This is a genomic window from Hyalangium sp. (genome assembly GCF_045802625.1).
Taxonomy (GTDB): domain Bacteria; phylum Myxococcota; class Myxococcia; order Myxococcales; family Myxococcaceae; genus Hyalangium.
The window spans coordinates 151,770-173,698 of sequence record NZ_JBJMQP010000118.1; the positions used below are offsets into that span (position 1 = coordinate 151,770).

18 protein-coding genes are annotated in these 21,929 nt (G+C 69.4%); 8 read left to right on the plus strand and 10 right to left on the minus strand.

Annotated features, from left to right (window positions below; translation table 11 throughout):
* Positions 1-37: 37 nt before the first annotated feature.
* Positions 38-694, plus strand: a complete 657-nt coding sequence (locus ACJ8AT_RS22615) for a hypothetical protein (RefSeq protein ID WP_407739878.1) — start codon at positions 38-40, stop codon at positions 692-694.
* 65 nt (positions 695-759) lie between these two features.
* Here ACJ8AT_RS22615 and ACJ8AT_RS22620 read toward each other — a convergent pair whose 3' ends face one another.
* On the minus strand, positions 760-1,359 hold the full coding sequence (locus ACJ8AT_RS22620; protein ID WP_407739879.1) for a hypothetical protein: 600 nt from the start codon (positions 1,357-1,359) through the stop codon (positions 760-762).
* A 202-nt stretch (positions 1,360-1,561) separates the two neighbouring features.
* Between ACJ8AT_RS22620 and ACJ8AT_RS22625 the strand changes: the two genes are divergently transcribed.
* Both ACJ8AT_RS22625 and ACJ8AT_RS22630 read left to right on the plus strand, forming a co-directional pair.
* Positions 1,562-2,650 carry a glucose 1-dehydrogenase gene (locus ACJ8AT_RS22625; protein WP_407739880.1) on the plus strand — a complete coding sequence of 363 codons (1,089 nt, stop codon included), beginning with the start codon at positions 1,562-1,564 and terminating at the stop codon, positions 2,648-2,650.
* A 105-nt stretch (positions 2,651-2,755) separates the two neighbouring features.
* Positions 2,756-4,588 carry a glycoside hydrolase family 15 protein gene (locus ACJ8AT_RS22630; RefSeq protein WP_407739899.1) on the plus strand — a complete coding sequence of 611 codons (1,833 nt, stop codon included), beginning with the start codon at positions 2,756-2,758 and terminating at the stop codon, positions 4,586-4,588.
* Positions 4,589-4,603: 15 nt separating this feature from the next.
* Here ACJ8AT_RS22630 and ACJ8AT_RS22635 read toward each other — a convergent pair whose 3' ends face one another.
* Positions 4,604-6,739, minus strand: coding sequence for a PAS domain-containing protein (locus ACJ8AT_RS22635; RefSeq protein WP_407739881.1), 2,136 nt, complete (start codon positions 6,737-6,739; stop codon positions 4,604-4,606).
* A 175-nt stretch (positions 6,740-6,914) separates the two neighbouring features.
* Between ACJ8AT_RS22635 and ACJ8AT_RS22640 the strand changes: the two genes are divergently transcribed.
* On the plus strand, positions 6,915-8,072 hold the full coding sequence (locus tag ACJ8AT_RS22640) for an App1 family protein (protein WP_407739882.1): 1,158 nt from the start codon (positions 6,915-6,917) through the stop codon (positions 8,070-8,072).
* A 12-nt stretch (positions 8,073-8,084) separates the two neighbouring features.
* Here ACJ8AT_RS22640 and ACJ8AT_RS22645 read toward each other — a convergent pair whose 3' ends face one another.
* Complete coding sequence (locus ACJ8AT_RS22645; protein ID WP_407739884.1) at positions 8,085-10,001, minus strand: tryptophan synthase alpha chain; 1,917 nt, start codon at positions 9,999-10,001, stop codon at positions 8,085-8,087.
* Positions 10,002-10,182: 181 nt separating this feature from the next.
* Here ACJ8AT_RS22645 and ACJ8AT_RS22650 point away from each other — a divergent pair, with 181 nt between their 5' ends.
* Complete coding sequence (locus tag ACJ8AT_RS22650; protein ID WP_407739885.1) at positions 10,183-12,456, plus strand: ATP-binding protein; 2,274 nt, start codon at positions 10,183-10,185, stop codon at positions 12,454-12,456.
* 21 nt (positions 12,457-12,477) lie between these two features.
* Here the strand turns inward: ACJ8AT_RS22650 and ACJ8AT_RS22655 are convergent, their stop codons facing one another.
* The 6 genes from ACJ8AT_RS22655 to ACJ8AT_RS22680 form a co-directional block, all read right to left on the minus strand.
* Positions 12,478-13,131: a DUF4276 family protein gene (locus ACJ8AT_RS22655; RefSeq protein ID WP_407739886.1), complete on the minus strand. Its 654-nt coding sequence runs from the start codon at positions 13,129-13,131 to the stop codon at positions 12,478-12,480.
* A 2-nt stretch (positions 13,132-13,133) separates the two neighbouring features.
* The gene (locus ACJ8AT_RS22660) at positions 13,134-14,051 is read right to left on the minus strand and encodes an AAA family ATPase (protein ID WP_407739887.1); all 918 of its coding nucleotides are present in this window, start codon (positions 14,049-14,051) and stop codon (positions 13,134-13,136) included.
* A 38-nt stretch (positions 14,052-14,089) separates the two neighbouring features.
* Positions 14,090-14,998 (minus strand): MBL fold metallo-hydrolase, encoded by a 909-nt coding sequence (locus ACJ8AT_RS22665; RefSeq protein ID WP_407739900.1) that lies wholly within the window; start codon positions 14,996-14,998, stop codon positions 14,090-14,092.
* A gap of 128 nt (positions 14,999-15,126) precedes the next feature.
* Positions 15,127-15,642: a cupin domain-containing protein gene (locus ACJ8AT_RS22670; protein ID WP_407739888.1), complete on the minus strand. Its 516-nt coding sequence runs from the start codon at positions 15,640-15,642 to the stop codon at positions 15,127-15,129.
* Between the two features lie 143 nt (positions 15,643-15,785).
* The gene (locus tag ACJ8AT_RS22675) at positions 15,786-16,706 is read right to left on the minus strand and encodes a TIGR02266 family protein (protein WP_407739889.1); all 921 of its coding nucleotides are present in this window, start codon (positions 16,704-16,706) and stop codon (positions 15,786-15,788) included.
* Positions 16,707-16,856: 150 nt separating this feature from the next.
* Positions 16,857-18,209 carry an RtcB family protein gene (locus ACJ8AT_RS22680; protein ID WP_407739890.1) on the minus strand — a complete coding sequence of 451 codons (1,353 nt, stop codon included), beginning with the start codon at positions 18,207-18,209 and terminating at the stop codon, positions 16,857-16,859.
* A 189-nt stretch (positions 18,210-18,398) separates the two neighbouring features.
* Between ACJ8AT_RS22680 and ACJ8AT_RS22685 the strand changes: the two genes are divergently transcribed.
* The 3 genes from ACJ8AT_RS22685 (at position 18,399) to ACJ8AT_RS22695 (ending at position 20,713) form a co-directional block, all read left to right on the plus strand.
* Complete coding sequence (locus ACJ8AT_RS22685; RefSeq protein ID WP_407739891.1) at positions 18,399-19,679, plus strand: AAA family ATPase; 1,281 nt, start codon at positions 18,399-18,401, stop codon at positions 19,677-19,679.
* A complete protein-coding gene (locus tag ACJ8AT_RS22690) occupies positions 19,654-20,286 on the plus strand; it encodes a retron system putative HNH endonuclease (RefSeq protein ID WP_407739892.1) in 633 nt (210 codons plus the stop codon). Before ACJ8AT_RS22685 ends, ACJ8AT_RS22690 begins: the two co-directional genes overlap by 26 nt.
* Before the next feature lie 190 nt (positions 20,287-20,476).
* A complete protein-coding gene (locus ACJ8AT_RS22695) occupies positions 20,477-20,713 on the plus strand; it encodes a hypothetical protein (RefSeq protein WP_407739893.1) in 237 nt (78 codons plus the stop codon).
* Positions 20,714-20,981: 268 nt separating this feature from the next.
* Here ACJ8AT_RS22695 and ACJ8AT_RS22700 read toward each other — a convergent pair.
* The coding region (locus ACJ8AT_RS22700) for a hypothetical protein (RefSeq protein WP_407739894.1) at positions 20,982-21,929 on the minus strand (948 nt) is incomplete at its 5' end.

The following is a 21,929-nucleotide window of genomic DNA, read 5'->3' on the forward strand; positions in this document are numbered from 1 at the left end:
GTAGCACCTTGAGGTCCACACCCCCAGGAGAGACACCATGAAGAGAATGTTGTGCATCATCGCGGCGCTGGGACTGGCCGTGGCGGGATGCGAGACGCTGAAGCCAAAGCCCGAGCCCTCCTCGGGAGGGGATTGCTCCACGCCGGGAGGGACGGTGCCCACCGCGCCGCCGCTCCAGAGCATTCCGGACACCGGCACCGTGCCGGCCCTGGGCAAGCCCACCCACATCATCGTGGGCTTCTGCAAGCCTCGGGGCACGTACACGGCCGCGGGCGTGGACACCGGGACGCGGCGCTTCACCTTCGTGATCAAGGGCGGCAGGGGGACGCAGGAGGCGGCCTTCGCCCGCTTCTACGAGGCCGGGGTCCCCGTCACCGTGTACACCGGGGACGTGAGGCTGCTCAGCCACGAGGGGGCCTCCACGCCTCCGACAGGAGGAGCGGCTCCCGCTCCGCCTCCCCCAGCCGATGCCAGCGGTGGCTCCGGCGGTGACTCCGGCGGTGACTCGGGGAGCGATCTCATCTACCGCGCCTGTATCTCGGATCCGCCCCCAGGTGGCCCGGGCCCTACCGGCGTGCCCCCCGACGCTCCGGACCCCGTGATCTTCGAGAAGCTGGCCTGGCGCACCGCCTTCGCCGTGGGCGCGGTGGCGCAGACGGTTCCGCCGGCCTCGACGCTGCCCCCGCCGCGCTGAGGCTCACGGGGCTCGTCTGAGAGCACCGGTCCGGGCGCGGTGAGGGCCCGGACCGGGCAGTGAGCTCAGGCGGTGGGCGGTGAAGCGCGGGCGGAGCGCTCGGCGCGCAGGTGACGCCGGGCCTTGAGCGCCATCCAGACGCTCAGCCCGAACAGCACCAGGCTCATCGCCCCGAAGGAGCTCCCGACAATCAGCGGTCCCCGGCGGTGGTCGTGGAAGAGCAGGAAGCTCTTGTTCCCACCCCCAAGCGGGTTGGCGTGAAAGAGGTTCACCACGCGTGCGGTGCGCTCGGCCTGGGCCTCGTCCTCCAGCCACCGGGTGCTGAGGGGGAAGTCGCCGCGCGTCGTCTTCAGCACGGGCTTGTAGAGGTTGGCGGCGTCCGCCTTGCTGCTGCGGTTGCGCTCCACCGTGGCGCCGAGGAGCTCCGGGAGGGTGAAGACGCCCACGCGCTCGTGGCTCAGCAGGCTGAGCTCATCCAGGGTGCAGCCGCCGCCCGGATCACACCGCAGCTCCACGCGCGCCTTCACGTTGAGCATCACCAGGCTGAAGACGAGGAACGGCAGGCCCAGCAGCACGAAGGCCACGGCGCCGATGGCCGCGCTACGTCCACGAGAGGAAGGGGCCGCCGTGTTCCCCAGGGACTCCGGGGCAGTGGATCCGGTCACGGCCCCGTCATAGACCCGCGCGCCCAGGGCGGCACCAGGAATCCGCAAGTGGGCACCGGCGGGCCTCGCGCCCCGCCCGACTGTTCACCCCTAGGCCCTTGCCGCCGCGAGCCGCTGCAACCGGTAGCCCCACGCGCCATCTAGGCCAGAGTTCAGCGCAGCGGGGGCCGCTCGCCGAGGACCGCCGCACCGGAGATCCGCCATGAAGGCCGTCGCCGTCTTCCCGAAGTCCCGTGAGGTGCGCGTCATCGAGGACGCCCCCGAGCCGCGGCTGAGCTCGCCCACGCAGGTGCGCGTGCGCACGCTGGAGGTGGGCGTGTGCGGCACGGACAAGGAGATCGCCGACTTCCGCTACGGCACGCCTCCAGAGGGCTCGGACTTCCTCATCGTCGGCCACGAGGCGCTGGGCGAGGTGGTGGAGGTGGGCTCGGCAGTCCAGGGCCTCAAGCCGGGAGATCTCGTGGTGCCGCGGGTGCGCAGGCCGTGTCCGCACGAGCGGTGCCCGGCCTGCCGGCACGGCTACCCGGACTTCTGCATCACGGGGGGCTACACGGAGCGCGGCATCCAGAAGGCGCACGGCTTCTGCGCGCAGTTCTTCGTGGAGGACGTGGCGTACCTGCACCGGGTGCCGGCCCCGCTGCGGCACGTGGCGGTGCTCACCGAGCCGCTCACCATCGCGGAGAAGGCGCTGCGCGAGGTGGAGCACCTGAAGGAGCGGCTGCCGTGGGAGCCGAAGCCCGGGCGCGCGGTGGTGCTGGGCTCGGGCCCGGTGGGCCTGCTGGGGGCCATGGTGCTGCTGCGCGCGGGTTACAGCACCACGGTGTACTCGCGCTCGCCCAAGCCCAACGTGAAGGCGGAGGTGGCCGAGGCGCTGGGCGCGCCGTACCTCTCCTCGCAGCAGGTGCCGGTGGAGGAGCTGCGCAAGCGCGCCGGCCCGGTGGACGTGGTGTACGAGGCGGCGGGGGCCTCCAAGGCCGCGTTCGAGGTGCTGAAGGTGCTGGGGCCCAACGGCATCTTCATCTTCACCGGCGTGCCCGGGCGCAAGGAGCCGCTGGAGCTGGAGGGCGCGGCGCTGCTCAAGCAGATGGTGCTGCACAACCAGGTGGTGCTGGGCACGGTGAACGCGGCGGACATGGACTTCGACGCGGCGCTGGAGGACCTGGAGCGCTTCCACGCCCGCTGGCCGGGCAGGCTGGAGCGGATGATCACCGCGCGCCACCCGCCCGAGGAGTTCATCCAGGTGGTGTCTGACAAGGCAGGCGGCATCAAGCACGTCATCACCTTTGGGTGAGGGAGGCGCACCGTGGGCGGAGGACAACACGAACCCGGAGACAGCTTCGCCACGCAGCAGGCGCCCGAACCGGGCCCGAGGCAGGGCTGGCCCTCGGGAGGCTCGGTGCCCATCCAGGAGCACGGCGTCATCGGAGATCTGCGCACGGTGGCGCTGGTGGGCTCGGATGGCACGCTGGACTGGCTGTGCTTCCCCCACTTCGACAGCCCGAGCGTCTTCGCGGCGCTGTTGGATCCGGAGAAAGGAGGGTACTTCCGCATCTCCCCGGAGCCGGACGGGGCGGTGCGCAAGCAGTTCTACTGGCCCGACACGAACGTGCTGGTGACGCGCTTCTACACGCCGGATGGGGTGGGAGAGATCATCGACTTCATGCCCCTGGTGGGGGCGGGCGAGCACGTGCACCCCCGGCCGCGCGAGGTGCTGCGGCGGGTGCGGGTGGTGCGAGGCTCGATGGCGTTCCGGATGGAGTGCCTGCCGGCGTTCAACTACGGGAGGGACCCGCACACCACGAAGCTGATTCCGCACGGGGTGAACTTCTGCTCGAAGCGGCTGAACCTGACGCTGTCGACGAAGGTGAAGCTGGAGGAGCACGCTCGGGGCGTGAGCGCGCGCTTCGAGCTGCACGCGGGCCAGTCCGCGGTGTTCGCGCTGAGCGAGGGCGCGCCCGACACGTGCGCGGACACGGTGCACAGCCACGAGTCCTCGGAGGCGCTCTTCCGGGACACGGTGAACTACTGGCGCCGCTGGCTGCGCAAGTGCACGTACACGGGGCGGTGGCGGGAGATGGTGTACCGCTCGGCGCTGGCGCTGAAGCTGATGACGTTCGAGCCCACGGGGGCCATCGTCGCGGCGCCCACGTGCAGCCTGCCCGAGTCTCCCGGCGGCGTGCGCAACTGGGACTACCGCTACGTGTGGCTGCGAGACGCGGCCTTCACCGTGTACGCGTTCCTGCGCGTGGGCTTCAAGGACGAGGCCGGAGCCTTCATGCGGTGGCTGGAGGCGCGCTGCGCGGAGCTGCCGGAGGACGCGCCGCTGTCTCTCATGTACTCCATCGACGGGGGCCGGGTGCCGCCGGAGGAGGTGCTGGGCCACCTGAGCGGCTACGGGGGCGCGCAGCCGGTGCGGATTGGCAACGCGGCGGCGGATCAGCTTCAGCTCGACATCTACGGCGAGCTGATGGACTCGGTGTACCTGTACAACAAGTATGGAGCCCCCATCAGCTACGACTTCTGGAGGCACCTGCGGCGGCTGGTGGACTGGGTGTGCGACCACTGGCAGGAGCGGGACGAGGGCATCTGGGAGGTGCGTGGAGGCCGGCGGCACTTCGTGTACTCGAAGCTGATGTGCTGGGTGGCGGTGGACCGGGCCATCCGGCTGGCGGACAAGCGCAGCTTCCCGGCGGACCGGACGCGCTGGCTGGCGGTGCGAGACACCATCTTCGAGGAGATCATGCAGAAGGGCTGGAGCGCCGATCGCAAGGCGTTCATCCAGGCCTATGGGCACGAGGCCCTGGACGCGGCCAACCTGCTCATGCCGCTGGTGTTCTTCCTGTCGCCCGTGGATCCGCGGATGTTGTCCACGCTGGATGCGATGCACCGGCCGCCGGAGAAGGGAGGCCTGGTGTCAGACGGCCTGGTGTTCCGCTACGACGCGGACGCGACGCTGGACGGGATTGCCGGGCGAGAGGGGACGTTCAACCTCTGCAGCTTCTGGCTGGTGGAGGCGATGACGCGGGCGAGCGTGTCGGCACCCCGGTACCTGGAGGAGGCGCGGCTGACGTTCGAGCGGATGCTGGGCTACGCCAACCACGTGGGGCTGTACGCGGAGCAGACGGGCATGTCGGGCGAGGCGCTGGGCAACTTCCCGCAGGCGCTCACGCACCTGTCGCTGATCAGCGCCGCGTACAACCTGGACCGCACGCTCGGGCGGCGGCAGTAGGCACCGGGCCCGCCGTCACCCTACCTGGAGCTGCGTGTTCACCAGCTGGCGCAGCATCTTGGCGTCGAAGGGCTTCTCCACCCGGACGTTGTCGATCCTCCCGAGGAAGTCGCGCGCCCCGGCCGTGAACGCTCCGCCCGTGACGAAGATGAGGTGCCGGAGCCGCTCGGGCATCCGCCGGCTCAGCTCGGCGTGGAACTCCATGCCCGTCATCTCCGGCATCATCAAGTCACACAGGATGAGATCCCACGGCTGGCCCTGCTCAATCCACTCCAGCGCCGCCTGGGGCTTGGTGAAGATCGTCAGGTCATGCTCCGAGCCCAGCGTCCGCCGGAGCGCGTTGAGCACCAGTTGTTCGTCGTCCACCGCCAGGATACGAGCGCGTCGCTTTCCGGCCTCCACCGCGCGTGTCACGTCCACCACCTCGCCCTCCCGCGCCTGCGGCGTGAGTACCACCCGGAACGTCGTCCCCCGGCCCAGCTCGCTGTCGAACTGCAGCTCTCCGCCCAGGCTGGTGATGATGCCGTGGCAGATGGACAGCCCCAGCCCCGTGCCCTCACCCAGCGCCTTGGTGGTGAAGAAGGGCTCGAGCACGCGCGGGCGGATCTCCTCGGCAATCCCCGCGCCGGTGTCGCTCACCTCGGCCACCACCCGCCCTTGCGCATCCACCCGCGTGGAGACGCGGATCTCGTGGCGGTCCGCCGCGCCCTCGGGGATGGCGTGCGCCGCGTTGATCAGCAGGTTGAGGAACACCTGCCCCAGCCGTGCCTCGTTGGCCCACACCGCGGGCACCGGCTGGTACGCCCTCACCAGCCGAGCGCGGTGGCGGATCTCGTTCCACGCCAGCGTCACCGCCGAGTCCATGGCCCGGCTCAGCTCCACCCGCTCCATGCGCGCGTCGTCCGGGCGCGAGAACGTCTTCAAGTCCCGGACGATGAGCCGCACCCGCTCGGCGCCATCTCGAGCCTCGCTCAGCGCCCGAGGCAGCTCGGTGCCCTCCGGCGGCTTCCCCGAGGTCACCGCCGCTTCAATCTCCTGCCGCGCGTAGTCCAGGTTGGCGATGACGTACGCCAGCGGGTTGTTGATCTCGTGCGCCACCCCGGCCGCCAGCGTGCCCACCGAGGCCATGCGGTCGGCCTGCGCCAGCCGCGAGCGCATCTCCTCGCGCTCGCTCATGTCCATCACCGTGCCCAGGATGCGGATCGGCTCCCCGGCCGCGTTGCGGAGGATGGCGCCGCGGTCCAGCACGCGCGCGTAGGTGCCGTTGGCGCGCCGCAGGCGGTACTCGTCCGACCACTGCGACTTGCCTCCACGAACGGCGCGGCGGAAGCCCTCGGCCACGCGCTCGCGATCATCCGGGTGCACCAGCGAGTACCACCACGAGGAATCCTCGCTGACCTCGGGCTGCGGGTAGCCGAGCACGTCCGTGACGCGCTCGTTCCACGAGACTCGGCCCGCCACCAGATCCCAATCCCAGACAATGTCGTTGGTGGCGTGCTGGATGACCGAGAAGCGCTCGCTGGTGGAGCGCAGCTCCTCGATGAGCCGTGTCTGCTGCAGGTTCATGCGCCGCAGCTCGAGCTGGCTCATCACCTGCCGGGCCAGCGCCTCCAGGTTTCGGGTCTGCTGGGACGAGAGCTGGCGGGGGACCAGATCCGCGACACACAGCATGCCCAGCGTGATGCCCTCGGGAGTGATCAGCGGTACGCCCGCATAGAAGCGGAGGTACGGCGACTGCGCGACCAGCGGGTGCTCGCAGAGCTGCGTGTCGAGCAGGGTGTACGGGACGGTGTGGGGCTCGGGCCGCACCACGGAGCGCCCGCAGAAGGCCGTGTCCCGAGGCACCTCTTGGACGTTCACGCCCGTGCGGGACTTGAACCAGATGCGATGCTCGTCCACCAACGAGATCAGCGCGATGGGGGCCTTGCACAGCTGCGCCGCCAGCTGGGTGATGTCGTCGAAGGAAGGCTCGGGTGGCGTGTCGAGCACCGCGTAGCTGCGCAGGGCCACCAGCCGGGCCTGCTCGTTCTCGGGGAGCATGAAGAGCCCAGCGCCCGCGCCGGCCGAGGAGGGCGCGCGGGGCGGATCCGTCCGCGAGTCCGTCGGGGGAGGAGGGAGCTGCGCAGGAGACGTCGCCCTTTGAAGGTTCATGACGGTTTCCTATCCAACTCCAATTTATGAAAAACTGGAGATAAATGGAAGCACGGAAGCTCCGGGAGTACGGGTGTTCAGCACTGGGAGCGGGGCGCCTGCCCGCGCAAGTCGTTCCGGAGGGCGGGTCGGGTGAAGGTATACATGTGAGGTTTCCTGGAGGCACCGCCCACTGATGTCCGCGCTCAAGCCAGCCTTCTTCGAGTTCGCCGTCCGGGCCGACGCGGTCTGGGACCGGTGGAGCCGCCGCGTGAGGCGCCAGTTGGGGCTGGCCCGGCCGCTGCGCATCCAACCCTTCCGAGGCTATGGCACGCCGGAGCGGGCGCTGGTGCAGGCGCGAGTGCTGGAGGACCGGGAGGTGCGGCCCGCGCACCGGCGGCACACGCTGGTGGGCAGCGCGATCGCCTCGTACAAGCGCTACGCGACGCGAGAGATTCCGGGGGCGCGCGTGGCGGTGCGCTGGGGCGCTCAGCGCTGGGAGGGCACCACCGACGAGGAGGGCTTCCTGGAGCTGTGGGTGACGCCTCCGGAGGGCGTGAAGCCGGGGTGGAACCCGGTGGAGCTGGAGCTGCTGGCGCCCGAGCCGGAGGGCGTGGCGATCGTCTCCGCGCAGGTGCTGGTGGCCGGCCCGCGCGCCGAGCTGGGGGTGATCAGCGACATTGATGACACGGTGATCGCCACGGGGGTGACCAACCCGCTCAAGCGCGCCTGGGCGCTGTTCCTCACCGAGCACCGCACGCGGCTGCCGTTCGAGGGCGTGGATGCGTTCTACGCGGCGCTGAACGAGGGCCTGCACGGCCAGGCGGACAACCCCATCTTCTACGTGTCCAGCAGCCCATGGAACCTGTACGAGCACCTGGACGAGTTCCTCGCGCTGCACCGGATTCCGGCCGGGCCGCTGCTGCTGAGGGACTGGGGGCTATCCCGGCAGGGCTTCGCGCCGGGAGGCGGCCACGGCCACAAGCTGGAGAAGATCCGCGGGGTGCTGGGGACGCTCGAGCAGCTGCCCTTCATCCTCATTGGAGACAGCGGCCAGGAGGACGCGGAGCACTACCGGACGATCGTCCGCGAGTTCCCGGGGAGGGTCCGCTGCGTGTACATCCGCAACGTGTCCTCGCGGGCGAGCCGGCGGGAGGAGCTGGCGCGCATCGCGGCGGACGTGAGGGCGGCGGGCAGCGAGCTGGTAGTGGTGGATGACACGGTGACGGCGGCCCGGCACGCGGCGGTGCAGGGGTGGATCCGCTGGGAGGACGTGCCGCGCGTGGAGGAGCACCAGCGCGAGGACGCCCAGGCGCGCACGGTGCTGGACTCGCTGGGGCGCGGGGGCGGCTGAGCGCGCCCGGCCTCAGCGGCAGTCGGAGTCTCGCTGATCCGCCTCGCCGTCCCCGTCGTTGTCCGCGCCGTCCTGGCAGCGGCCCACTTCGTTGGGGGCATACTCGCTGATGTGGAGCGTGTAGCGGATGGGCTCCTCGGTTTCGGCATTGGCCATACCATCCACCACGATCAGCACCGACTGCCCCTGGGTGAGCGTCAGCTTCGCCGCGGCCTGCTTGCCTCCCACCTTGCCCACCGCGCACGCCAGCTCCGTGCCCCGGCACCCCGTGAGGATATAGAGCGCGTTGCTCCAGCCGCTGCCCGCCGTGTCGAAGACGAACGTCCCGCTCTTCGGCGCGGTCCACAGGTGGGCCCGGTCCTGCTGCAGCGGCATGCCACACGTGCCCTGGAAGCCGTCTCCCGAGTCCACCGTCTCGCCGAACGTCGTGACGGGCAGCGCGCTGCCCAGGTCCTGGTTCGCGCACCCGCTCCCGCCGCAGCGCGGATCTCCCTGGCAGTCCGTGTCCGCGCAGTCCACCCAGCGATCGCCGTCGTTGTCCCGCCCGTCGAAGCAGGAGCCGGCCTCGCTCTCGCGCAGCTCGTCGATGTGCAGCTCGAAGTAGCCCGAGTTGAAGGCGCCGGTGCTCGGCGAGTCCACCACCACCAGCACCGTCTGGCCCGCCTCCAGCGAGACGGTGACGCGCGCCCCGCCGCCGTAGCTGATGCCCTCGGTGGCGCACGCCAGCTCCTCTCCGCCGCACCCGCCGCGCCGCACCACCAGCATCGAGCGGAAGGCCGAGCGCGCCGTGTCGAGGACGAAGGTGCCGCGCTTGGGTGCCGTCCACAGGAAGCCCCGGTCCGGCGCCGAGGCGCCTCCGCACGAGGCATGGTGATCATCATTGCTGAAGGCAGTGGTGCCCTTCACCGTCACCGGCAGCGTGCTGCCCAGGTCCTGGTCCACGCACACGGACTGCGAGGTGTAGCAGACCCCCGACACGCCGCTGGCGCCACAGCTCTCCGGAGCGGTGCAGGTGCCGCACTGCAGCGTGCCGCCGCACCCATCCGGCACAGGGCCGCAGTTCTTCTCCAGCAGCCCACAGCTATAGGGACGGCAGACCCGGGCCCCACAGACGTTGGGGGTGCCGCCACCGCCGCATGTCTCCTCCCCCGAGCACTCGCCGCAGTTCAGTGTGCCGCCGCATCCATCCGGCACGGCACCGCAGTTCTTCCCCAGCGAGGCGCACGTGGCCCGTACGCACGCGGCGCCTTCACAGACGTTGGGGACCGCGCCCCCACCGCAAGCCTGGCCCTCGGGGCAGGTGCCACACTCGAGCGTGCCGCCGCATCCATCGGACACCGTGCCGCAGTTCTTCCCCAGCGAGGCGCAGGTGGCGGGCTGGCAGGACGCCTTGCCGCACACGTTGGGAGCACCGCCGCCCCCGCAGGCCTCGCCCTCGGGACAGGCGCCGCACTCGAGCATGCCTCCGCACCCGTCCTGCAGGGTGCCGCAGTTCTTCCCCAGCGCGGAGCAGGTGGTGGGCGTGCACACGGGCAGGCCACACACGTTGGCGAGCCCTCCTCCTCCGCAAGTCTGTGGAGCGGTGCAGGTGCCGCACTGCAGCGTGCCTCCGCACCCATCGGAGGCGGCGCCGCAGTTCTTCCCCAGCGAGCCACACGTCCCGGGCTGGCAGGGCGCCGGAGCGCACACGTTGGGCGTGCCGCCGCCCCCACACACCCGGCCCTCGGGGCAGTCACCGCAGTGCAGCGTGCCGCCGCAGCCGTCGATGGTGATGCCGCAGTCCATCCCCTGGGACTCGCACGTCATCGGCTGGCACAGCGAGCGCTGTCTGCCCGCGGACTCATCTCCGGGCATGACGGTGGTGTTGCAGGCCGACAACCACAGGCCCACGAGGCACAGCCCCCAACCCAGTCCTCCCCCTCGCCGCATGCTCCCGCACCTTCCCCGGCCGGCAACCTGGGAGTGCCCCCGGCTTGAGGGAAGGGGGCCCGCTCGGACGGGGCCCGATTTCCAACATCCCCCAGCCCGGCGAGGCCGCTTCTAACTGTCGTCCCTCTGGCACACCTTGTGCGCGGGCCCCCGCCGCCGTGCTGGGGACCGAGGGGGGAGGATGAGACGGCCTTGGACGTTCGCGCGCCGCGTCGGGGCGGGGCTCGTGGCCTCCTGGGGAGTGGCGATCGCCATTCTCGTCACCTCCCTGTTCGCCGTGCGAGCCGTCAACGTGGGCAACGAGAACGAGGACCGGGAGCTCGCGGTGGAGCTGCTCGAGATGGATCGCCTGAGCCGGGCCTTCACCGACAAGGTCGACAGCGAGCGGAACTTCGCCATCTCCCGGGATCCCCTCCTCGCGGAGCAGATGGAGGTGGAGCGCGATCACTTCCTGGCGACGGCCGAGCGGCTGCGGCTGCGGCTGGCGAAGGAGCCGGGCGCCGTGCTGCTGGAAGAGCTGTTGCGCGCCGAGCGCGAGCACGAGGACGCCCTGCAGCGGCTGTTGTCGTCTCAGCAGCGCTCCTCCAGCCGGCAGCAGGTGGACACGCTGCTGCGCACGGCGGCCGGGCGCGAGCGGGCCCAGGTGGAGATGGCGCTCGATCGGCTGGCGCGGTACTGCGACGATCGGATGGTGCGCAACATCGAGCAGGAGGTGCGCGAGGATCGGCAGGCGCTGGCCCTCATCTTCACCATGGCCGTGCTGGGGCTGCTGGGGATGATGAGCCTGGCGTGGGTGCTGGGCCGCAAGCTGCGCCCCCTGCATCGCGAGGCGATGGACTCCGAGCAGCGCTTCCGGGTGCTGGTGGAGGGAGTGCAGGACTACGCGCTCTACCTGCTGGACGCGCAGGGGCGGGTGGCGAGCTGGAACCCTGGCGCCGAGCGCATCAAGGGGTGGAAGGCGGAGGAGGTGATGGGACGCTCCCAGGCCCTGTTCTACACCCCGGAGGAGGCGGCGGCAGGCGAGCCGGAGCGGGAGCTGGTGCGCGCCGAGCGGGACGGGCGGCTGCGCATCGAGGGCGTGCGGGTGCGCAAGGACGGCACTCGCTTCTGGGCCGAGACCACCTACGCCGCGCTGCGAGACGAGGACGGGCGCCTGAAGGGCTTCGCGAAGGTGATGCGCGACATCACCGAGCGCCGGCGTGCCGAGCGCACCCAGCGCCTGTTCGCGGAGGCGGGCCGCATCTTCAACCAGCTCTTGGAGCCGCAGGTGATGGTGGCCGAGCTGGCGCGGCTGATGGTGCCCGAGCTGGCGGACGGGTGCGTGCTGTACATGCTGGCCTCGGAGGAGCGGCTGGTGCCGCGGGCGGTGACGCATGCCTCGGCGGAGAAGGAGCGGCTGATGTGGGAGCTGATCCAGCGCTATCCCGCCGCGCTGTCTGGAGCGGGCCGGGTGGCGCGGGTGGTGCGAACGGCGCGCTCGGAGCGCGCGGAGTGGTTGACGGCCGAGGCGCTGGAGCGGACGGCCCAGGACGAGGAGCACCTGCGGATGCTGCGGCGGCTGGAGGTGGGCTCGGTGCTCACCGTGCCGCTGTGCGTGGGCGAGCAGACCCTGGGGGCACTGGTGCTGCTGGTCAGCCAGCCGGAGCGCCGCTTCACGGCGACGGATCAGGTCTTCGTGGAGGAGCTGGCCGGGCGGGTGGCGCTGGCGTTGGACAACACGCGGCTCTTCCTGGAGGCGCAGCGGGCCCTGGAGCTGATCGGCGTGGCGTCGCATGATCTGGCCAACCCGCTCAACGCGATGCAGCTGCTGCTGACCCGGCTGCGGCGGATGGAGCCGGACCAGGAGCCCGAGCGGGTGCGCGAGGGGCTGGCGGCGGCGCTCCGGCACTCGCAGCGGCTGGGGCAGCTGCTGCACAACCTGTTGGACTTGTCCCGGCTGTCCTCGGGGAAGCTGGAGCTGGAGGTGTCGCGGGTGGATCTCACGGAGGTGGTGCGCGAGGTGGTGGAGCGCCACGCCGAGCAGGCCGCCGAGGCGGGCTGTTCCATCTCCTTCGAGGCGGGGCTGGGGCTTGAAGGGCAGTGGGACAGGCTCCGGCTGGAGCGGGTGGTGACGAACCTGCTGTCCAACGCGCTGAAGTTCGGGCGGGGCAAGCCCATCGAGGTGCGGCTGGCCCAGGTGGACGGGCGGGCGCGGCTGACGGTGAAGGACCACGGCGTGGGGATTCCGCCGGAGGCGCAGCGGCGCATCTTCGAGCGCTTCGAGCGGGAGAAGTCAGCGGTGCGGCATGCGGGCTTCGGGCTGGGGCTCTACATCGTGCGGCAGTTGGTGGAGGCGCACGGGGGGCTGATCCGGGTGGAGAGCACCCCGGGGGAGGGAGCGGCCTTCACGGTGGAGCTGCCGCGGGCGCCGCCAGCGGCTGTGGTGGAGCCGGGGCCAGGGCCCGAACCTCACTGACGCGGGATGCGAGCAGGAAGGTCAGGAGCGGGGAGCCTGGAGCTTGCGCAGGAACGAAGCAAAGGCCGTGCACTGACGTGCGAGCACCTCCAGATCGCACTCACGAGCGATGTCACGGCGGATCTCCGCTGCGTCACGGCTGCTGGCGTGCTCCTCACACCACTCCTTGAGGAGTTCCTTGGCCTGACGTTTGGCGAGCTTCTCCGGGGGCTTGGGCGAAGCGAGCGGCTTGCGCAGGGCAGACTTGAGGGCGGAAGGATCCGCGACGAGCCACGCCTCGAACTCCTGGATGGCGACGGAGACGATCGCCTTCACGGAGAGCCCCTCCAGCGCGGAGTCGAGCAGGCCCTGCCGCTCGTCATCTCCATCTGCGTCAACGAGGACGATGGCGAGGTCCGGCTGCTTCTTGGGGTCGGCCCACAAGAGGAGGGGGCGCAGGGTGTCGGGGCTATGGAGCGTGCTGCCTTTGACCAGCCTTCCGCGTCCAGTGCGGAGAGGCTCCTCGAAGCTCACATCCGAGGCATTCAAGCCACGGGACTTCACCAGGCACCGGCGCACGAGCAGGTGAGCGGAGCCCAGCTCTTCCTCAGTGAGCGCGGAGCCAGGAGCGGGCTGGAGGCTCTTGGAGCCCGCGAGTTCACCGGCACCTTCAGCGTAAACGACGACACGGAACATGCTCAGCGCCCCGGGACTCCACCCACGCTGCCAGAGAGCCAGATGCTGCCGAGCGACTCGCGATATTCCTTGTAGACCTGCTGCCAGTTGGTGGTGTCCGTCGGCGCCTCATTCACCTGGACGGAACCATCCTCGGAGGAGCGAGTGAGGAAGCGAACTTCCTCGGGGCGCACATACTCCAGCAACTCAGCGGAGTGGGTGGCGAGGACGACCTGGACGGGCTTCTTGCCAATCTCACCAGTCGTCATCTTCCGTAGGAACTGGATGAGTTCATCGAGCAGGTAGGGATGCAGAGCGCGCTCGGGCTCCTCGATGGTGAGGATGTCCGGCGAAGGATTCTGGTACTGGAGCACGAGGAATGCGAGCACCAACATGGTGCCGTCTGAAACCTGTGACGGAGCAAACCAGAGATCCGGGTTCCAACGATCCTGAAAGCGTAACCGGAGCTGTCCCTTGGAAGTGGGTTCAAGATCTACGTCGCTGAACATCGGAACCAGCCGACACAACTCTTTCGCCACGGCGGCTTGCTGCTGTCGGGAGAGGCTCGCGAAGACGTTGGTCAGGTTGTCACCAGTGGGGCTCAACTGCTGGGCAGAAGCCAGCACGTTCTCTTTGCGAAGTGCTTTGAGGTCGAGCGCCAGAGATTGCAGCGTGTGGCGCACATCCAAAGAATGGCCGCTGTTCGGGAAGCGTTGGTAAAATCCGGCACTGCCATCTGTGTAGGCCCATATGATCTGAAGTTCTTGGTCGGGGTTCAGCTTCCAGAAGTCTGAAGATTCGATCCCAGATCTTGGCTTCAACCCTTCCAGTACCGATGTCTTACCGGACGAATTGGGGCCCACCAGCACGGTGAGCGGCGCGAGCTTCAGCGTCACGCTCCGGAGGCAGCGGAAGTTCTTGAAGTGGACCGACTGAATCACGAGCCCACCTTATCAGCCCCCAGCCCGAGCGCCCGCTTTCAGACGTGCAGCGTGAGCTCGGGCGCTGGCGCCATGGACAGCGCTCGCAGGGGCGACTCGGGTGGCACCCGCTCCTGCTCCTCCATCCGCTCGAACTCCACGGGATCGTGCGCGCAGAAGATCGTCACTTCGGAGCTGTGGCGCATCGCCAGCCCGCGCAGCCGCTGCTGGTTGTAGTGCCGCAGGCGCGCGTCCTTCTGCATCAGCGTCTGGTAGAAGCGCAGGCCCGGCGGGCAGCGACGCCGCGCCACCTCCATCTCCCCATGGTGGAAGTACGCGTCTCCCGCGTGCAGCAGCCAGCCTCCACCCACCTGGAGCGCGATGCCCGCGTGCCCCAGCGTGTGTCCCAGCAGCGGCACGAAGAGCAGCTCCGGCGGCAGCCCGGACAGCTCGCGCACGCACTCGAAGCCATACCAGCGCTCGCCACCCCGGTTCATCGGGTACGTCACCCAGTTCATCTCGTGCATCCACTGGAGCGGCCGGAACCGCCTGCGGTCCAGCGCTGTCTTCTGCGCCACCGCCGCCTGGTACTCCGCGTCCAGCAGGTGCACCCGCGCCCAGGGGAAGTCATCCAGCCCGCCCGCGTGGTCGAAGTCCAGGTGCGTCAGGAGGATGTCCGTCACGTCCGTGGGCTTGAAGCCGAGCCGCTCCACCTGCCGGATGGCCGTCATCTCCTCGTTGAGCCGCGGCCGGCACAGCACGTCCAGGAACAGCGGGCTCAGCCGCGGCCGGGGGTCGCGCACGTCATTCAGCCCAAAGCCCGTGTCCACCAGCACCAGGCTCCGGTCCGTCTCCACCAGCAGGCAGTGGCACACCAGCGCCGCGGGGCCCGTCACTCCCTTTCGTCCGTCCATCACCCGGCGGCCGGGCGGGCACATCGTCGTGCAGTTGAGGTGGTGGATACGCAGCGGCATGGCTCGACTCCGGGGCGCGGGGCCTGGATGGCCCGGATCCGGAGCAAAGGTGCGCCATGAGGTGCGCGGGAGGAATCCGAGAGCAGGGGCTCACGGCGGCGTCTGGCCGCCCGAGCAGGCGCCTAGAGCCGCTCCAGGTGCTCGGCCGTCAGCTCGCTCCGCACGTTCCCGGTGTTCAGCGTGGAGGCGGGCTCGAAGAGCAGCACCTGCACCTCCTCGTCGGCCACCGGCCGGTGCTCCACGCCTCGGGGGACGATGAGGAACTCCCCGGGCTCCAGCTCCACCGTCCTGTCTCGCAGCTCCATCCGCAGCCGGCCCTTCACCACCAGGAAGAGCTCGTCCTCGCTCTCGTGGTGGTGCCACACGAAAGGCCCCAGGAGCTTGGCCAGCTTCACCTGCTGACCGTTCAGCTCTCCCACCACCTTGGGCGTCCAGTGTTCGGAGAAGCGCGAGAGCTTCTCCGCGAGGTTGATCTTCTCCACCCGCGCGGTGGGCGATAACGCGGAGCCCGCGGGCTCTTCCGCCGGTGTCTCGGCCTCGGCCGCTCGGCGCGAGTCCCACCGCGGGCGCCAGCAGCTCTGGTTCCGAGCGGCCGTGCCTACTCGCTGGGTGGGCGGTGCTTCGGTATCACTTCGCATCCCTGGCCCCCATCCGTGGGGCGCCGGGCCCCGTGTCACGCAGATGATGGCTCGAACCTAGGCACCCCCGAGCAGACGGGCAGCCCCATGTGTCGAGTGGTGGGCAGCGCTCTCGCCAAGCCCCCGAGCGGGAGCGGCGTAAGTCAGTCCGGGTAGAAGAGCGGCTCGCGTTGACGCACGAAGTCGCTGATCAGCAAGGCCACCTCGGGCTGCAAGTCCTGGAACTGGACGCCCACGCCCGGCATGAGGTCCGGGGTGTGATCGTTCGGCTCGCGCAGGAAGCGCACCACGCCGCTGGCCTTCAGCGGACGGCCGCCCGGCAGCGTGAAGTCCAGCTCCACCTGGGTGCCGCGTGGCACCGTCTCCACCGTGGCGACGAAGAGGCCGCCCGAGCTGATGTCCGGGGAGAAGCCGGTGAAGAAGTTCGAGTCGCTGCCCAGGCCGATGTTCGTCCGCAGCCTGACGCGGGAGCGCTCTCGCGCCGGCGCGCTCCGGGCCTTGGGGGCCTTGGCGGTCGCGGCCGCGGTGGATGCGGCCCGAGGTGAGAAGGCGGGGCGGGCAGCCTCGGTGCGAGCCCGCTGGGCCTCACGGGCGCGGGCGGCCTCCTGCTCGCGGCGGGCGCGGGCGGCGGCCTCGGCCAGCTCCTTGAGGCGGGCCTCCGCGTGGGCCAGCTCCTTCGCCAGCGCGCTGGTCTGCTGCTGGAAGGCGTGCAGGGCGATCTGCGCTTCCTCCGTGGCCTGGAGGCGGATCTCCAGCGCCTGCTGGCGCGCGGCCAGCGCCCGCTCCCGAGCGGCTTCCACGGCCAGCTCGGGGATGGCGGCGGCCTGGAGCCGGGCGCCGATCTCCGAGAGGGAGACGTCCTCGGAGTGCTCGGCCTGGGCGCGGTTCAGCTCGGCGCGCATCTGGCTCAACCGGGAGGCCAGCGTGCTCGCCTCCTGCGTGGCGCGGGAGACGTGCTCCGCGAGCCGCGACTCCAGGGAGTTCACCTCGGACTCCTCGCGGGCCAGCTCGGCTTCGCGGGTCTTCTGAGTGGAACGGTTGTGGGCGTTGGGCGACGGGCTCATCTCGGCAGGCTCCAGACGAGCCCCCACTCTAGCGTCCCCGCGCCCGGGCCACGAGTCCCCTGAAGTCCCACCCCGGGTGAATCGCGGGCAGGCAGGCGAGCACCCTCCTCCCGAGAGGACCCTGGGAGGAAGGTACCCGGGAGAGGGCCGTCAGTCCGCGCCCTTGATGCAGGCCACCGGCTTGAGGCGGCGCTCCACCTTGGCAAGCCCCGCCATCTCCACCGTCTCCAGCACGTCGTCGAGGTTCTTGTAGCAAGGCCCCGACTCGTCCAGCGGCGTGTTGCGGGTGTTGAGGAGGATGTCGGCCTGCGCCATGCGGCGATCCGTCTCCTCCTGCTGGAGCACGCGCCGGGCCTCGCCGCGAGACAGCCGCCGACCCGAGCCATGGTTCACCGAGTAGATGGACTTCTCGGCGCCCTCCTCGGCGAAGAGGATGGCGCTGCCCGTCTCCATGGAGCCGGGGATGAGGATGGGGTGGCCGGTGTGCTCCCACGCCGTCTTCTTCAGGGCGGGGTGGCCCTTGGGGAAGGCGCGGGTGGCGCCCTTGCGCGCCACGAACTTGCCGGCCTCCTTCTGGATGAGGTTGTGGGAGATCTCGTAGTAGATGTCCGCGGTGCCGCCGAACACCTCCTCGAGCGCGGCGCACACGGCCTCGCCGATGATGAGCCGGTTGGCCACGGCGAAGTTGGCCGCCATGTTGTGGAGGTTCCAGTACTCGCGGCCCAGCTTGGACTCGGCGTCCAGCCAGACGAAGTCCTCGCTGCGGCTCTTGAGGCCCAGGGCCTGCGCGCCCTCCACGAAGAAGTGCTTGGCGATGTTCCACCCGAACCCGCGGCTGCCGGTGTGCAGCATCACCCACACGCGCCCGTCTTGATCCACCTGCATCTCCGTGAAGTGGTTGCCGCCGCCCAGGCTGCCGAGCTGGTCGCGCTTGTCGTAGGCGCGCTCGGGGATGTCCACCCGGTCATCCTCCACGGGGATGAAGTCCCGCTCCGTGGTGGAGGCGTTGCGGCCCAGGGCCTTGGCGCCGTGGCGGACGACCTCGGCGAAGGTGCTCGGGCTGATGCGGCGCTGCTTCTGCACCCGGCTGGCGCCCACGCCCACGGCGATGCGTTGGATGACCTCGTCGATCCACCGCCGGCGCTTGTCCTTGTCGGCCACGTCCTCGGCGGTGAGCGTCGTCTTGAGCTGCACCATGCCGCAGCCGATGTCGTAGCCGGCGGCGGTGGGCAGGAGGATGCCGTCGGTCTCCACCACGGTGCCGATGGGCACGCCGTAGCCCACGTGGCAGTCCGGAGTCACCGCGACGCGAGTGACGCCCGGGAAGGAGGCGGCGTTGACGACCTGATCAAAGACGGCCTCCTCGAGTCCAGGCGAGTCCGGGCCTTCGCCATAGAGGAGCTTGTCGGAGAGGAAGAGATCCGCGGAGACGCGCATCGTCTTGGTCTTCGGCAGTACGTAGTGCCCTTCCGAGACCTTCTCCAGCGTTTGAATCCAGCCCATGGCGTAGCCCTCCCTAGGGACATTGAACACGCGGCAGCGACGGTACCGTCCGAAAGTTGCTGACCGGCAGGCGTGACAACCGGGGATACGCTGATAGGCAGGAGGGCCAGGGGGCAAGCGGTTTCGTGCCGTTCCGGCGCTTCTGGCGTAAGGAAGGGAGTGGGCCGCCGCCCACCAAGGAGCAGAGGCATGCGCGTCGAGCAGCTGGAGCTGACCAACTTCCGGGGCATCCGCCACCTCGTGCTGGAGTTCCCGACCCAGACGACCGTGCTGGTGGGCATCAACGGCGTGGGCAAGTCCGCCGTGCTTGACGCGTTAGCGACATTGTTAGAGCGATTGATCTTCAATCTGAAGACATCGCCCGGGCCTGGCATTTTCCTTGTGACGACAGGTGAATATGCCCCTTCAGCTGAGCGTGACATTCGAGTGGGGGCGGACTCCCTAGAGCTGACTGTTCAGGTTACAGAAGGGGCAGATTCCTTCTCGTGGCGGAGGACCACGTCAGGTCTGAATTGGAAGAGAGCGGAGGGGCTTTCAGAGGTTGTGGGGGGACTGGTTGATCGGCTGAAGGGGAAGGCGTCTCTGCCGCTGGTAGTGCAGTACTCGACGAGTCGAGGTCAGTGGTCGGATACGACGCACTCGGATTCTCAAGGGACCAATAGCCCTGAAAAGGCCTTCCAAGATGCCTTCCCTGCGGGAAGGAAGACCTTTGACGCATTCTACGCTTGGTTCAGAGAGCGCGAAGACATCGAGAATGAGGAGCGAGCGCAAGGCAAGCTTGATTTCAAGGATCCACAGCTTGAGGCCGTCCGCACTGCCGTCGCCGCCCTCCTTCAGGGCTTCTCAAATCTCCGCATCGAACGCAAGCGGCGGCGGATGACAGTGCAGAAGGATGACGAGATCCTTGATGTCACCCAGCTTTCCTCTGGGGAGAAGGCGCTGCTGACGCTGGTCAGTGATCTCGCGAGGCGACTCTCCATCGTCAATCCTAGGTCGGCGAATCCACGGCTCGAAGAGGGCGTTGTCCTTATCGATGAGGTTGACCTGCACTTGCACCCGCGCTGGCAGCGGATGCTGCTTCCGTCGCTTGAGCGCACGTTCCCCAACTGCCAGTTCATCGTCACCACACACTCGCCGCAGGTCATCAGCGAAGTGAAGCCGGAGTGCATCTACCTGCTGGAGCGCAAGGACGGTGAGACCGTTGCGCGGCGCCCAGAGTCCTCCTTCGGGCTCGACAGCAACCGGATCCTCGAGGACCTGATGGGCGTGGATGAACGGCCCAGGCGTATCAAGGAGCAACTGACCCGGTTCTTCCGCCTCATCGACGAGGGCAAGCTCGATGAAGCCAAAGCGCTCCGGCAGCAGCTCGAAGAGGAGATTGGCTCCGACGAGCCGAGCTTCGCCAAGGGCGAGGTCCTGATCCGTCGCAAGGAGATGCTGGCCGGTGCGCCCGATCGTCCGCAGCGCTGAGCCTCCAGCACTCACCGCCTGGAAGGCGCTGGCCTCCCCGGACTGGCAGCCAAGCTGGGACAACTTCCAGAAGCCCCAGAAGCCGGAGGTCTGGGGCGTGCTGCTCAGAGACCAGGGTTTCGTCTGCTGCTACTGCGAGCAGAGGGTGGACATGCGCGGATCGCATATCGAGCATCTGCAAGCGCGCCATGCCGCTCCGCACCTCGCGCTGGAGTTCACCAACCTCCTGGCCTCCTGCCAGGGCGAGCTGCCCAAGGAACCCGCTCACTGCGGGCATCTCAAGGGGTATGCACCTCTCAGCGTGCATCCCCTCATGCCGGACTGCCGGGAGTTCTTCGTCTTCGACAGCGCAGGAGGGATCCGGCCTACCTCTGATCCGGCGAGGACCACGATGGCCCAAAGCGCCATTGGGACACTGGGCCTGGACATACCGAAGCTCATTGCCATGAGACGTGACGCGATTGATGGCGCCGTGGAGTTCTTGAGCGAAGGTCCCAGCGAACAGGAGATCCGCCAGTTCATCGCGGTCATCGACTCCCGGGACGCGGATGGGAAGCACACTCCCTTCGCCAGTGCCGTAGTGCAGTTCCTGACGGCCTACCTGTAGTCCCCTGCAGGCCGCGCTAGCAGCTGAACATCGCCCACCTCACAGGCGACTTGTCCCCAAGGGAAAGGCAGGCCGTCTCACGAGCGAAGTTTCGCTCGCGTACATCTGTAGCCGCAGGGCAGGAATGAGGGGTTGCAGCAGCCGCGCCGCGTTCCCATTCATCCCTCCAGAGCAACAAGGGGGTAGGGCGATGGTTCTTGGTGGATTGATCCTGTCGTTGGCGTTGCACGCGGCTCCTCCGGTTCAGCTGTCGGGCCAGGTGTTCAACCCGTCGGTGTGCGCGAAGAAGCGGGTGGACGCGTGTGGCTGTCACCACGTGTATGGCATCCGGCACTGCCACCCCAACCGCAAGAGCGATCACTGCGAGGCGCCGGTGAACGCGACGGCTCCCGACGACAAGAAGGACAACGAGTCCGTCTCGATGTAGTGCGGTCGTGGCAGGTCCCAGCCCTGGCGGGCGGCCTCTCGCAAGCGGGGCCGTCCGAGCCACAGGCTGGCCGAGCGGGACTTGCTGCCTCCCAGGATGGAATCCCTCCTGCGGCTAGTGCAAGCAGGCAGTCTTGTGATCAGTCTTCCTGGCTCCAGGGTGAGCGGCCGTTCGAGGCCCGCCAGTCATTCGCCTCGGCTCCACCCGCGCCGTGATCCAGTCAGCCCTGATGCAGGGCTGCGGACCCGGCGCGGAGCCCCACCGCTCGTCAGTGCACCATGTCAGAGGCCGCCTCGGGCTCGGGCTCCACGGTGATGTCGACCGTGAAGTCACGCAGCATCGGTGGGAGCTGCTCCAGGTTCTCCACCAGGTGCATCTCGAGCGGCGTGTGCGAGCGGATGACGGCCCAGTTGTCCTGGGGCGAGCAGCGGAGCGCGAGAGAGCTCGCCGACAAGCGCCGCACCTCCAGGCGAGGCCCCGAGTCCTTCGAGCAGTCCAGAGACGCCAGCCCGGAAAGGGCCTGGGCCTGAGGCAGGGCTCGTGCTGCTTCGAGCAGGGCCTCCTGAGGCGGCGGCGGTGGCGCCACGACATTCCTGGGCGGCGCCACGCTCCGAGGAGCCTGAGCCTGCGAGCCCGTCGTCACCGAGCGCGGTGGCAGCGAGGCCCCGGACGGAGTGCCCGGCGCCGGGGTGCTGCCTGCCGCCGAGCGAGGCGGGCGCGCGGAGGGCGCCACGGGATGAAGCACGGGAGGCTGGAAGCCCGGAGACCCGGGGCCTTCCGCTGGCTGCTGGGGAGCTGAAGCCACCGGGACCGCGTTTGCCGGGCGGCGTACCACCGGAGGCAGAGACCGGGCCGCGGTCGCCATGGCTGCTCCCATCTTCTCCGTGCGGGAGGCGGACGGCGCCGGAGCCGGCCCCCCCGCGGCCGCGGAGGGCCCTCGCGGGGCGGGCAGCAGCACGGGCTGACCCAGCGGCGCCAAGGAGGGCGGCAGCGCCCGCTGGATGGGCGGCAGCGCGGCCGTGCGCAGCGGATCCTCGGGGAGCGGTGGCCTGAAGGGACGCGGTGCCCGCGAAGCCGGCGGGACCGGATCCACGCCGGACTCCAGGGGCGGCAACAGCGGCAGCTCCTCGAACTCGGCGGGAGCGGCGACGAGTGGCTCGTCGTGCTGCGGTCCCAGGCGGGCAACATCCGCCTGCAGGAGCGGATCCCTTGGATC